Raw genomic sequence first — 13,168 nt, 5'->3', positions numbered from 1 at the left:
GTAGATCCTATGCCGCATTTTATTTGTTTACCTTTTCTTTGAGCTTTGTCACTTGTTCCTCGGGGATATGAAGTATCTCGGAAATTTCTTTGTCGGTCCTTCCGTCTGCTGACATTGTGGAAATGATATCTATCATTTTGCGTTCAGCGCCCTCTTCAATGCCTTTTTCAATTCCCTTTTCAATGCCCTTTTCAATGCCCTCTTCAATGCCCATCTCAATAAATCCCTGACTGATATTGCACATACCCTGAACCTCCTCATTGACCTCACGGGTCATCTTAATATCGTAATCGCTTTGTAAGATCAGCTTTTTTGCACCCAGCTCGATCTTCGGAGAAAGGAGCACCGAAAGAAGCTTTATAAGACTGTTTTCCGATGTTACTCCATTTCTGAAATTATCGAGACAGATCATTACAAGGGATATCATATCGTAATTCTGTCTCTCCTGCGCCTTGTCCTCATCGGACTTATAGCGTATATCCCCATAATGCTGCCTGGGAGAAAGGGAATATTCGGTGATGGTGTTCCTGTGAGCCTCGTCGGGATCGGTGCATATCCACACCGAGTATACCTTTCTCAACCTGTCATAATCGGAGCCCGAAAATACCTGCCCGTACTGCGAGGAAATAAGCCTGCTGCAGTAGTAGATACCCCTTTTCAGCAGGGAATATCCCGGGTCATAGTTTTTCTGCGCTTCGATGTTTATTATAAGTTCTATGGTCTGCCCGTTTCTTCCCGGCGCCTTGGCGGTGAAGCGGATATCAAAAAAACGTGCGCCCTCAGACGCGGTCATATCCTCGCTGTTGTCAGTATGCACCACAGGCGGCAGAACATCAACGTCAACGGGAGTATCGCTTATCTCAATATCGCTTATGTATCTGATGACCTCGTCAATAGTACAGTCACGGTACTCGTATGCCACGCCCTTTAAGATCCGTGAAGCGATCTCCTTGAGAGCAAGCACCTTTTTGCAGGCACGGTCACAGGCGTTGTTATATCCCCCTAAAGCAATAGCTTCTGACGCAAAGGTATTTTCTGTCGGCACTTCGATCACTCCCCCTGTTATCTTTATTATACCGCGGTTATCGGGATAATGTGTTAAATTTATATTAACGAAAAAGCCGCCCTGCTTTCACAGAGCGGCTTGATGTTTAAATGTAAATTACTGAGCAGCGTTGAGCTTCTTAGCGAGCTGGCTCTTCTTTCTTGCAGCCTTGTTCTTGTGCATAATGCCCTTAGCGCAAGCCTGGTCAACCTTCTTGATAGCGAGCTTGATAGCCTCGGGGGACTTCTCAGCGTCAGCAGACTTGATAACGGTCTTGAGGTTGGACTTGATCATCTTGTTTCTGAGGGTCTTAGCTGCGATAACCTTTACTCTCTTCTTAGCGGACTTAATATTAGGCATAATCATTACCTCCAAAAAATTGTTCGTGACAGTTTATTTATATCGGATCGTGTGTGACTAAAAGCCATAGACACGGTGTTGGCTTTTTAGGAGCGCAATGACTTCGTTCCCTTGAGATCACGCTTTCAAATCCTGCGGAAAATGCCCACTTGTCGGCCCGAGCATTTTCAGACATAATAATATTATACCATTGACCTGTCATATTTTCAATATCCATATGTGTAAAATTTTCTTATTGCTCTCGGAATTATTTTTAGTGATTATGCACATATTAACACTACATAAAAAGAAAGAAGGCTGAGCAATGAGCAGTTCAAAATATTCAAGGACAGACTTAGCGGTGGAGATGTTCGACCCGGACAGCGACAAGCTGCCCAAGGGGATAAAGCGAAGGCTCAGAAAAAGCAGCGTCTGCGAGATAACCGAGATAATTGTGACAGATGACACGGCAGGCATGAAGATAGGCAAGTCAAAGGGCAGGTACATCACCATTGAGACCGACCGTCTTTCCGCTCACCCCGAGGATTTTGCGGAGCAGTCTCAGAACATTGCCGACGAGCTCACAGAGCTTATTCCCGACAAGCGGCATATCCTTGTGGCAGGCATCGGAAATGAGAGCATCACCCCAGACGCGCTGGGTCCAAAAACGGCTCAGAGGATAATCGCCACCCGTCACATTGCAGGGGACAATGTGGGGGCGGAGCTTGCCGAGCTTGACCTGAATATGGTCTCAGTCCTGTCAACGGGCGTCATGGGCCAGACGGGAATTGAGTCCTCGGAGCTTGTGAGAGCGGTTTGCGAGAAGATAAAGCCCACCTGCGTCATTGCCATAGACGCACTTGCCTGTATGGACATTTCCCGTCTGGGCACCACCATTCAGCTCTCCGACAGCGGCATCTCCCCCGGGGCGGGTGTGCAGAACCGCCGCAAGGAGCTGTCTTTGGAGACGCTGGGCATTCCCGTTATTGCGGTGGGCGTTCCTACGGTGGTGGATATGCACAGCATAGTTCACAGCATTACGGGCGCGCCCCCCGACAAGCACCTGCCCAATATGATGGTCACTCCCCGGGACATTGACAAGATGATAGACCGCTCGGCGCATCTGCTTGCCTTTGCCATTAACCGCGCGGCTCAGCCCCAGCTGTCCGACGAGGATATTTTGTCGCTGATGTGATTGTTCCACGTGGAACATTTAATACTAATAACCAATTGTTCTATGGATAAAGACGGTGGATAGAATACGACAAATCAAGGAAAACGACCGCAGGCGGGCTGTCGCCCGGCAAGGGAGTTTGACGCAGAGTTGGCGTATTATAGCCGCCGTATTTTGTCCATAGGTTAATTGGTTATTAGTATAAAATGCTTAAATGCCCTTGAAGCTTTTGAGTATGCTTCAAGGGCATTGCTGTGTTATTCCATTGTTGTTTCGGGGACAGTCGTATTCTCCGTTTGCGGTGCGGAAGTTTCCGCTGATGTTGTCTCGGGTGATGATGTTTCGGAGCTTGCTGTGGTGGTGACAGGCGATGATATGGTCTCGGGAATTGCCGATGCAACGGTGGTTTCCGAAGCGGTCTCGGGGATCGTTGCAAGGGGTGCGGAAGACGTTTCGCTTTCGGAAGGCGTTTCCATGATCGTTTCGGTCTCTGCAAAATTCGTAAACTGTGCGGTCATTTTCGGGGAGGCAAGCGCAAGCGATGTAATAACGCCGTCGCCGTCAAATACTGCGCTTATGCCATCGGCTGTGTACACCCAGCCGCCCTCCTCTCCCGAGGTAAGCTCTGCCCCGTTCTCAAAGGCGGAGGACATATTGTCAATAGCCGTAAAAAGGGCGTAAACAGGCGATTTCTGCGGCACATCTTCGGGGGCAAGGTCAAAGGAAAGCTCGCCCAGAGACGAGGAAAGCTCGCCGTCACAGGAGGTCATCTTCATTCCCGATATGGTTTCGGGGGAGGATATTTCCAGCTCCCAGAAGCCCGCTCCCAGACGTTTGAGATCACCCGAAAATACAAACTCCGTCTCCTCGCCTGTGTCGCTTCCCGGGGGGATCATTCCAGCGGTAACGGTACATTCGCAGGTAAATCCCCCGTCAAGCTTCGGCTTCGGGGACGGGGCAAGGTCAGAGACCGAGCAGGCGGATATTCCTGCAGCTATTATTATGGGTGTGAAAATTTTAAGAAAGCTGTGCTTCATAAATACGTTCCTTTCGCCTGCTGACAGGCATTTTATTAGGAACGCATCACGAGCTTTTTGTATGCCTCGGGCAGCATTTTTACTGCGTCGGTGGGGAGCATACCGGTCATAGAAAGCTTCTCTGCGGCAATATCCGCAGCAAGTCCGAAAATGTAAACTCCTGCACAGGCTGCTTCAAAAAGAAGGCTTTCGTCCTCATAAATACCATGGCTGCTTGCGGTAACAAGACCCGAAATTATCCCCGTTAGCACATCTCCGCTGCCGCCCCGCGAAAGTCCGCCGTTGCCCGTAAAGGAGGCTCTGACCTTACCCTCGGGCGAGACGATATAGGTGGGATAGCCCTTGGCGCATACCACCGCTCCCGTAAGCTCTGCAAGGCGCATTGCTGCTGCCTGCCTGTCCGAAAGGACTTCTGCTGCGGATATGCCAAGCAGCCGTCCCAGCTCACCGGGGTGGGGAGTGAGAACAGCCCTGCATTCTGCGTTCCTGATAATATCTATGCAGCCTGCAAGACAGTTTAGACCATCTGCGTCAATGATAAGGGGGATATTTTTTTCGCCGCACAGCCTTACGATATTTTGGAGTATGAGAGTGCTGTCCTCAGTGGCTCCCATTCCGCTGCCTATGGATATACAGGTCATTTTCTCCGCTTCGGAAAGGAGCTTTGATACATTATCTGCCGAGATATACCCGTCGGGAGTGGGGATAAGCTTGCAGAAGGTACATTCATAAATTCCCGAGCCTGTGCGGTCGATCACCTCGGGAACAGATGCAAGCTTGACAAGTCCTGCGCCGCTTCTCAGCGCCCCCGAGACGTTCATTGCTGCGGCTCCGCTCATGCCCTCGCTGCCTGCGATAATAAGCAGTTTGCCGAAATTGCCTTTGTGATCCTGCTCGCCTCTTATGGGAACTGCCTTTGCCGCATGAGCCATATCCATAAGCTCGCAGATGCCCTCAATGCCTTCAAAGCATTCATCGTCAATGCCGATAGGGGCGGTTATTATCTCGCCGCAGAGCTTTTTTGCGGGGGAATGCAGCATTCCCGTTTTTACTGCGCCGAATGTGACGGTCACATCACAGCTGAGAGTGCCCTCAGAGCATTTTCCGCTTATGCTGTCCGCTCCCGAGGGGATATCAACGGCTATTTTAAGGGCATCGGAGTGGGATAACCGCTTCATTGCAGATGATATGCTTTCGGGCAGCTCGCCGTGAAAGCCCGTTCCGAAAACTGCATCGGCGATGATGTCATACTCTGCGGAAAAGTCTGTATCCGAGAGGGGGAGAATTTCTATATCCGATATGGCAGTTATCTTTGAATATTCCTCAAAAGCAATTCCGTCACAAGGCGGCTCCGCGGCGAGAGATACGGTGACACAAGCACCCTTTTCGGACAGCAGCCTTGCCATAACAAAGCCGTCTCCGCCGTTGTTTCCCTTTCCGCTGAGTATGAGAGCCTTTTTGCCGGATATATGGGGTATCCGCTTCAGTATTTCCGCTGTGGCGGCGGCTCCTGCGTTTTCCATAAGCTGCAAATATGAGGTTCCCTTTGAAACAGCGTTTGCTTCTGCGGTTTTCATCTGCTGTGGGGTGGCTGTATACATAAAAATTTCTCCTTTTTTGGAAACAAAAAAATTAAGATTGCTTTAAGATAAGCTTAGTATAATTTCATTACAAAATCTGAAAAGAAAGGTGACTTTTATGAAAAAAATTTTATGCGCACTTGCCTGCGTGCTGGCGCTTACAGCCTGCGGTGCGGCGGAGAACACATCTGCGGCTCAGACCGTGACGGAAAGCACATCGGCTGCCCAAACGGAAATTGCCCCCGAAACAACATCAGCTGTACATAATAACGATTCGGAAAACCCTCCCCCCGCGGAAGAAAAAAGAGAGCTCGGGGGAGATATTATCCGTGTAACAGCTGTGGACGGCGATGTTATAACAGGCGAAAAAATGACGGGCGGCAGGGGCTTCGGCGGCGGCAGACCCGATGACAGCGCTCCTCCTTCGGAGGGAGAAAAGCCCGAAAAGGGCAGCAGACCCGAGGGAGACCCCCCTGCAGTGCCCGAGGACGGAAATATGCCCGAAGGCGAGCCCCCTGCATTACCCGAGGACGGAAGTATGCCCGAAAAGGGAGATAAAAATTTTGACGGTGAACGTCCCCGCGGCGAGACTGTCACATTCACCATTACCGACAGCACGGTCATGGAGATGGAAAGCATTTCTGTGGGCGATGTGATTTCCGCAGAACTGAACGAGGACGGAACAGCCGCTTCGGTAAAGTCGGCGGATATGCCCGTTCGGAAAGAGGATAATGCCGAAAGCGGGCAGTAAATAAGCTGCCGTGGATTTTTTAGGCGCAGAGAAGATCAAGCTTCTTCTCTGCGTTCTTTTATTTCCCCAGCCATCTCAAAGCCCTTTTTTGCGGCGATGACGGCGATTATCTCGTTGATAACAGCAGCGGCGGCAATGGTTCCCTGAATTATCTGCACTCCCCCATCGTCCGAGGCTGACAGCACGGAAACCGCTATGCCCGTAAACACAAGAGACACTCCCGAATGGGGAAGGAGGGTAAGTCCCAGATATTTACGGACTTTTTCGTCCGAGCCCGATATCCTTGCGCCGATGCTTGCACCGAAATATTTTCCTGCGGCTCTTGCGGCAATGTAGATGAATGTAAACAGCCCTGCGCTGAATATGGCGTGCCAGTCAAGGGGTGCGCCCAGGTTCAGTATTACTATTATCATAGATACTGCGAGTATGGGGTTAAAATCCTTTGTCAGCTGTGCAAGCCGTTCATCGGGTATCATATTTGAAAATGCAGCGGAAAATGCCATTCCCATGAGCATAAAATTAAGGACGGGTGAGGGCATTAAATATTTATTGCAGAAAAGCCCTATGACCGAGGTGACGATTATCCCTGCGATGAGGACTGCAAGAGATGAGAATTTTCCCGCTGCTTTTCTGAGGAGAAAGCCTGTGGGTATTCCCACAACAGCGCCGATCATGAGGGGCAGGAATATCATAACGGGTATCATATACATGGGCATGGCTCCCCCCGAAAGCTGACGGGCTATTATGGAGATGGTGGTGAAAAAGACTGCCACTCCCACGATATCGTCAAGCGCCGCCATGGGTATGAGAGTTTTTGTAACGGGTCCGCTTGTTTTGAACTCATTGACAATGGAAAGCGCGGGGGCGGGTGCCGTTGCAAGGGCGATGCCGCCGAAAATAAAGGCGATATACAGCGGGATATCCATGATAACAAAGACAATGCTGAACACGATCGTCACAAGGGCGAATGTGCCCAGAGACTGAGTTAATGTGGTGACAATAAGCGCTCTGCCGCTTCGTTTTATTTTATTCCACACAAGCTCCGTGCCTATCATCAGTCCCACCGCACACTCAAGAATGTGTATAAGGGTCTGGTATGCGGGCATATCCATCAGCTCCACGGATATCACCGAAAATGCGTGGGGACCCAGGACGATCCCCGTTATGAGCCAGCCAAGTATGGAGGGAAGTTTCAGCTTTGATACAAGCTTTCCCACGATAAATGCGATCACTATCGCCGCCAGCCATTTAATTATTATCATCATTACCCTCTCCTTTCAGAACGCCGTAAAGCATATATTCAAACAGCCCGGGAAGATTTTTTTCGTGGAAGGTTATCCTGTCCTCGGGAGAGCGAATGTCCGAGCGGCAGCAATAAAGATTATACATATCCTGCATAAGCGCAAAATAGCTTACTGCGCTGTCCATGTCCACGCCTGATCTGAGCTGCTTTCCGCAGAGAATTGCCTTTATCCGCTCCGTATTCATCTCGTCATAGGGGCGGCGTATCTCTTTTATTTTCTCATGGTGCTTTTCGGGAGGGTCGGTCAGGGCTTCAAGCACCATTGCAGCCTCGTTTTTCTTCCGTGCGAAAAAATCGGCTCTTGCCCTGAAATATGCATTGTGGTCTCCCGTAATTTCAACCGCGGACAGCCTTTCGGTCATTTCATCAAAGCATTTCCCGAGACAAGCGATGTACAGCTCATCCTTGCTGTGGAAATTGTGATAAATAAGCCCCTTGGCTATCCCCGCGCCGCTGATATTGTTTATAGACGCCTGCTTATATCCCTTTGAGCCGAACTCCAATATCCCTGCGGCGATTATTTTTTCTCTTGTGAGCTTTGTTTTTTCTTCCTGCTTCATAGGTGTAGTATTCCTCCGAATGGATATTTTAAAAATAGACCTGTAAGTCTATTATATTAGATCAAAGCAGAAATGTCAATAGCCAGGGAAAATAAAAAAACGAGCCTGCATAAAATGCAGACCCGTTTTGAAAAAAATTACTTGGTTGATCAGTTGATAACAGTCTTCTCTGTTTCCTTATCAAAGATGTGGATCTTGTTGGGATCGATAGCAACCTTGATAGTGTCCTGAGGACGAGCGGTAGATCTGGGATCAACACGTGCGGTAAGAGGAATACCCTCGCAGTTGAGGTAAAGGTATGTCTCAGCACCCATCATTTCGGTGATCTCGACATCAGCCTCGATAACGCCTGTCTTAGCTGCGGAGAGGAACATTTCCTCGTCGTGGATATTCTCGGGACGGATACCCATAATGATCTCCTTGTCAACGAGCTCGGAAAGTGCGAGGTCGTCAACCTTAGCCTCGGGAATTTCAACGTAGTACTTCTTGCCTCTTGTGGTCTTGGTGTCCTCGGAGCCGAACTCTACAGTGTACTTGCCCTCGATCTTTCTGAGGTAAGCGTCTACAAAGTTCATCTGAGGAGAGCCCATGAAGCCTGCAACGAACTGGTTAACAGGGTTGGTGTAGAGGTTCTGAGGAGAATCTACCTGCTGAACGAAACCATCCTTCATAACTACGATACGGTCACCCATTGTCATAGCCTCTGTCTGGTCATGTGTTACGTAGATAAATGTAGTACCGAGCTTCTGGTGGAGCTTGGAGATCTCGGTTCTCATCTGAGCACGGAGCTTAGCGTCCAGGTTGGAAAGAGGCTCGTCGAGAAGGAATACCTGAGGCTCACGAACGATAGCACGGCCGAGAGCAACACGCTGTCTCTGACCACCGGAGAGAGCCTTGGGCTTTCTGCTGAGCAGGTGAGAGATGTCGAGGATTCTTGCTGCTTCTTCAACCTTACGGGCGATCTCGTCCTTAGGTACCTTTCTGAGCTTCAGACCGAATGCCATATTCTCGAATACGGTCATATGAGGATACAGAGCGTAGTTCTGGAAAACCATTGCGATATCTCTGTCCTTAGGAGCAACGTCATTTACAAGACGGTCGCCGATATAAAGCTCGCCCTCGGAAATTTCCTCAAGACCTGCGATCATACGAAGTGTTGTAGATTTTCCGCAGCCTGAAGGGCCTACGAGGATGATGAACTCCTTGTCCTTGATCTCAAGGTTAACGTCTGATACGGCAACAACGCCACCGGGATATTTCTTATAGATGCCTCTGAGTGATAAGCTTGCCATTTATTGTGGACCTCCCTATTCAAAATGCTGCCGACCATTCTTGCAATACAATATCGGCTATAACTATATAATACCAAATTACTCACATAAATTTCAAGTCTCTTATTACCCAAAGTTATAAAAAGTTATTTATTTAGTTTGACGAAAATAAATCGTCCTTGAAATTATTGTTGGTAATTTATTACTGTTTTGCATAAAGATTTTCGACTTCTTTGTGCAATATTTCTCTGCACCTTCCGAGGGGCAGCTCGGGGTCAAGAGGTATGCCGCCTATGCGCACCCTGCGGAGAAATGTGACCTTATTTCCCGCCGACTCCATCATGCGCTTGACCTGATGATATTTTCCCTCGCAGATGATAAGGCGGACTTTTTTGCTGTCCTCGGTGAAAATAATGTCGGCAGGAAGGCATTTTTCGCCGCCGTCAATGGTCATTCCCGAGGCAAAAAGCTCCTTGTAGCCTTCTTCGGCGGGTCTTTCGAGAGTCACCTCATATTCCTTTTCAACGTGGCTGCGGGGGGAGAGCATCTTATGAGCGAGGGCGCCGTCATCGGTTATGAAAACAAAGCCTTCGGTGTCCTTATCCAGCCTGCCTGCGGGAAAAAGCCCCTTCCTGCGAAGCTCGGGAGGGATAAGCTCAAGCACTGTGGGGCTCAGCTCGTCCTTCACGGCGCAAACAGTCCCCGCGGGCTTGTTAAGCATTATATACAAATGCTCCCTGTAAATTATGTGCTTTCCGCCGATGACAATATCATCATTTTCGGGGTCAATGTGAACATCTCCCGAGGTGACGGGTGTGCCGTTTACGATTATCTGTCTGCGTTTTATCATTGTCTTTGCTTCTGCCCGTGAGACGCCCGTCTGCTCCGACGCAAATTTATCTATACGCATTTTTTTATTTCACCGCCGTTTATACTAATAACCAATTGTTCTATGGATAAAGACGGTGGATAGAATACGACAAATCAAGGAAAACGACCGCAGGCGGGCTGTCGCCCGGCAAGGGAGTTTGACGCAGAGTTGGCGTATTATAGCCGCCGTATTTTGTCCATAGGTTAATTGGTTATTAGTATTAGTATGTGCATATTCCGCCTTTTTATGATGTTTATTTTAGCATATTTGAGTGTGCTTGTCAAACGGCGCAGATTAAACTTGGATTAAAAAAGCCGTTTCCGCCTTGACAAATTAAGTTTTCACGATTATGATTAGGTAGAGTAATGCAAACCGATTTACATAAATGGAATGAGGAATGATCATAATTATGAGTCTGCTTATTGTAAACACTCTCCCCTGTAACGACCCTCAGGCGCTTGAGGCTATTGATATTCTCGGCAGATTTTCGGAAGACTATAAGATCATAAACGCATATGAAATGAACATCAAGCCCTGTATCGGCTGCAATAACTGCTGGCTGAAAACTCCGGGCATATGCTCTTTAAAGGACGGCTATGAGGAGCTTTTAAAGGGTTATCTCAAATATGACGAGACGGTTTTTATCTCGGGAACGGCGCTTGATTTTGCAGATCATCGTCTGAAAAACGTCATAGACCGTATCCTGCCCGCTGCTACGATGTACACCTGTGTCGTTGACGGTCAATTCCGCCACGTGCCGAGATATAACAAGAAATTCCGCTTCGGACTGCTGTACAGCGGCAAGGCTGACAGGGAATATCTGAACGAATGGCTTGACAGAGTGATGATAAATTTTATGGGTGAAAGCCTCGGGGCATTTCCCATAGAACAGGCAAAGGAGATGAGCTTATGCATTTAGTTATCATAAGCGGCGCTGCAAGACCAAAGCCGAAAAGCAATACCGCAAAAATTATCGGTGCCTTCAGATCCGGCTTTGATGAAAAAGGAAACACCTCGGAGGTGTGGTATCTTTCGGACAGAAGGCAGTGGGAAGGGGCTGCAAAGGCTTTTTCGGAGAATGAAAATATTCTTGTTGCCCTGCCCCTTTACGTTGAAAATATTCCGGGGATACTCCTTGAGTTCCTGTCTGATATCCCTCCCAAAACGGACGGAAAAACCACTCTGTCATTTTTGATACAAGGGGGATTTCCCGAGGCATCACAGAGCAGATGCTGCGAAAAATATCTGGAAACGCTCCCCGAAAAGCTGGGCTGCCGTTACGGCGGGACCCTTATCAAGGGAGATATGTTCGGACTGGGACTTCTGGACGAAAAAAACAGGAAGAAGCTCCTTGCGCCGTTTACCGGAATGGGACGGTATTTTTCGGAAAAGGGATATTTTGAGAAAACCGTTTCGGACAAATTTGCCGCACCCGAATTTATGCCCGAAAAGGAGATAAGGAAATTTGAACGGTTCGGACATACCATTCAACGGCTGTTTATGGGAATTATCGCAAAAAAGCTGGGCTGCAAAGGCAAGCTTGACGCAAAGCCTTATTCAAACAATTAAATCATACTGTCAAAAAAATTTTTTCTTGATTTTTTTCCCTTATATGTTATAATATATGTATGCGAGTCCAAAAATTCAAAAAAGGGACAAAATAATACAAAGGAATGAAATGAAATGCTGGATATCAGATTTGTCAGGGAAAATCCCGACGCAGTAAAGGAAAATATAAAGAAGAAGTTTCAGGACGCAAAGCTTCCTCTGGTTGACGAGGTGATCGAGCTTGACGCACAGTCAAGAGCCGCTCAGCAGGAGGCTGACAAGCTGAGAGCCGACAGAAACCGCATCTCCAAGCAGATAGGCGCGCTTATGGCTCAGGGCAAGAAGGACGAGGCTGAGGAAGCAAAGGCACAGGTAAAGCAGTTCGGCGACCGTCTTGCTGAGCTTGAGGTCAAGGAGGGCGAGCTTGCGGAGAAGGTCAGGAAAATAATGATGACTATCCCCAACATCATCGACCCCACCGTTCCCGTGGGAAAGGACGACAGCGAGAATGTTGAGCTTGAGCGCTTCGGTGAGCCTGTTACTCCCGATTTTGAGATCCCCTACCACACCGATATTATGGAAAAGCTGGGCGGCATTGACCTTGATGCCGCAAGAAAGGTTGCAGGAAACGGCTTTTATTATCTTATGGGCGATATCGCCCGTCTCCACTCTGCCGTTACATCTTACGCAAGGGATTTTATGATAGACAAGGGCTTTACCTACTGCATACCTCCCTTTATGATAAGAAGCGGCGTTGTTACAGGCGTTATGAGCTTTGCGGAAATGGACGCTATGATGTATAAGATCGAGGGCGAGGACCTTTACCTTATCGGCACCAGCGAACATTCTATGATAGGCAAATATATCGACACCATCGTGGACGAGGCTACTCTCCCCCACACCCTCACCAGCTACTCTCCCTGTTTCAGAAAGGAAAAGGGCGCTCACGGCATTGAGGAAAGAGGCGTTTACCGCATACACCAGTTTGAAAAGCAGGAAATGATAGTTATCTCCAAGCCCGAGGAGAGCATGGAATGGTTCCACAAGATGTGGAAATATACCGTTGAGCTTTTCCGTTCTATGGACGTTCCCGTAAGAACTATCGAGTGCTGCTCGGGCGATCTGGCAGACCTGAAGGTCAAGTCCTACGATGTTGAGGCATGGAGCCCCCGTCAGCAGAAGTATTTCGAGGTTGGCAGCTGCTCCAACTTAGGCGACGCTCAGGCAAGACGTCTGGGTATCAGAGTAAAGGGCGAGGGCGGAAAGAAATATTTTGCCCACACTCTCAACAACACCGTTGCCGCTCCTCCCAGAATGCTCATTGCCCTTCTTGAGAACAATCTCAACGAGGACGGCTCTATCAGGATACCCAAGGCTTTGCAGCCGTATATGGGCGGCAAGGCCCTCATCGAAGTTAAAAAGTAAGCAGGCGCTTTCAATAGCACTTTTTAATTTTTATTTATTCTCTATTCTTTTTTCTTAAAAAAAGTGTTCCACGTGGAACATTTTCTACTCGCCGCGGGGCGTCCCCCGCCCACGTGGAACATTTCAAAAAAATAGCCCCCGATAATTCATATTGAAATTATCGGGGGCTCAGTCTGTCGAAAAAGAAATGACCATTGTATAATATGCATAACCCTATATAAAAATTGCTTTATCCAAAACGTTCCACCGGAACGTTTTGGAGGG

General features: G+C 48.5%; 13 protein-coding genes. 5 read left to right on the top strand and 8 right to left on the bottom strand.

The genetic code is table 11. The features are described 5' to 3' along the window. Positions 1–19: 19 nt before the first annotated feature. Together ACI4J0_RS01600 and rpsT are read right to left on the bottom strand one after the other, a co-directional pair. Positions 20–1,045 carry a hypothetical protein gene (locus ACI4J0_RS01600; protein ID WP_439764065.1) on the bottom strand — a complete coding sequence of 342 codons (1,026 nt, stop codon included), beginning with the start codon at positions 1,043–1,045 and terminating at the stop codon, positions 20–22. A gap of 117 nt (positions 1,046–1,162) precedes the next feature. Further along, entirely contained in the window at positions 1,163–1,405 is a 243-nt protein-coding gene (gene rpsT / locus ACI4J0_RS01595) for a 30S ribosomal protein S20 (RefSeq protein ID WP_432650916.1), read from the bottom strand. A 304-nt stretch (positions 1,406–1,709) separates the two neighbouring features. Here rpsT and gpr point away from each other — a divergent pair, with 304 nt between their 5' ends. Continuing rightward, the gene (gpr, locus tag ACI4J0_RS01590; protein WP_439764064.1) at positions 1,710–2,579 is read left to right on the top strand and encodes a GPR endopeptidase; all 870 of its coding nucleotides are present in this window, start codon (positions 1,710–1,712) and stop codon (positions 2,577–2,579) included. Between the two features lie 236 nt (positions 2,580–2,815). Here the strand turns inward: gpr and ACI4J0_RS01585 are convergent, their stop codons facing one another. After that, complete coding sequence (locus ACI4J0_RS01585; protein WP_439764063.1) at positions 2,816–3,595, bottom strand: hypothetical protein; 780 nt, start codon at positions 3,593–3,595, stop codon at positions 2,816–2,818. Between the two features lie 35 nt (positions 3,596–3,630). Then, positions 3,631–5,196, bottom strand: a complete 1,566-nt coding sequence (locus ACI4J0_RS01580; protein ID WP_439764062.1) for an NAD(P)H-hydrate dehydratase — start codon at positions 5,194–5,196, stop codon at positions 3,631–3,633. 97 nt (positions 5,197–5,293) lie between these two features. Between ACI4J0_RS01580 and ACI4J0_RS01575 the strand changes: the two genes are divergently transcribed. Further along, positions 5,294–5,926, top strand: coding sequence for a hypothetical protein (locus ACI4J0_RS01575; RefSeq protein ID WP_439764061.1), 633 nt, complete (start codon positions 5,294–5,296; stop codon positions 5,924–5,926). 35 nt (positions 5,927–5,961) lie between these two features. Here the strand turns inward: ACI4J0_RS01575 and ACI4J0_RS01570 are convergent, their stop codons facing one another. The 4 genes from ACI4J0_RS01570 to ACI4J0_RS01555 all read right to left on the bottom strand — a co-directional run bounded on the left by ACI4J0_RS01570 (position 5,962) and on the right by ACI4J0_RS01555 (position 9,970). After that, positions 5,962–7,191: a cation:proton antiporter gene (locus ACI4J0_RS01570; RefSeq protein ID WP_439764060.1), complete on the bottom strand. Its 1,230-nt coding sequence runs from the start codon at positions 7,189–7,191 to the stop codon at positions 5,962–5,964. Next, on the bottom strand, positions 7,175–7,789 hold the full coding sequence (locus tag ACI4J0_RS01565; protein ID WP_439764059.1) for a TetR/AcrR family transcriptional regulator: 615 nt from the start codon (positions 7,787–7,789) through the stop codon (positions 7,175–7,177). Before ACI4J0_RS01565 ends, ACI4J0_RS01570 begins: the two co-directional genes overlap by 17 nt. Positions 7,790–7,938: 149 nt before the next feature. Continuing rightward, on the bottom strand, positions 7,939–9,081 hold the full coding sequence (locus ACI4J0_RS01560; RefSeq protein ID WP_439764058.1) for an ABC transporter ATP-binding protein: 1,143 nt from the start codon (positions 9,079–9,081) through the stop codon (positions 7,939–7,941). A 181-nt stretch (positions 9,082–9,262) separates the two neighbouring features. Further along, positions 9,263–9,970, bottom strand: a complete 708-nt coding sequence (locus tag ACI4J0_RS01555; protein ID WP_439764057.1) for a pseudouridine synthase — start codon at positions 9,968–9,970, stop codon at positions 9,263–9,265. Positions 9,971–10,340: 370 nt separating this feature from the next. On the opposite strand from ACI4J0_RS01555, the gene ACI4J0_RS01550 reads away from it, so the two are divergent. From ACI4J0_RS01550 to serS, 3 genes are all read left to right on the top strand, one after another. Further along, the gene (locus ACI4J0_RS01550) at positions 10,341–10,850 is read left to right on the top strand and encodes a hypothetical protein (protein ID WP_439764056.1); all 510 of its coding nucleotides are present in this window, start codon (positions 10,341–10,343) and stop codon (positions 10,848–10,850) included. Then, entirely contained in the window at positions 10,841–11,500 is a 660-nt protein-coding gene (locus tag ACI4J0_RS01545; protein WP_439764055.1) for a hypothetical protein, read from the top strand. Before ACI4J0_RS01550 ends, ACI4J0_RS01545 begins: the two co-directional genes overlap by 10 nt. Before the next feature lie 114 nt (positions 11,501–11,614). After that, the gene (gene serS, locus ACI4J0_RS01540; protein ID WP_439764054.1) at positions 11,615–12,904 is read left to right on the top strand and encodes a serine--tRNA ligase; all 1,290 of its coding nucleotides are present in this window, start codon (positions 11,615–11,617) and stop codon (positions 12,902–12,904) included. Positions 12,905–13,168: the final 264 nt, after the last annotated feature.

The organism is Huintestinicola sp. (assembly GCF_051882455.1).
Classification (GTDB): domain Bacteria; phylum Bacillota; class Clostridia; order Oscillospirales; family Ruminococcaceae; genus Huintestinicola.
The sequence above is the reverse complement of the archived record's forward strand: the minus strand, read 5'-3'. Positions and strand labels throughout refer to the sequence as shown.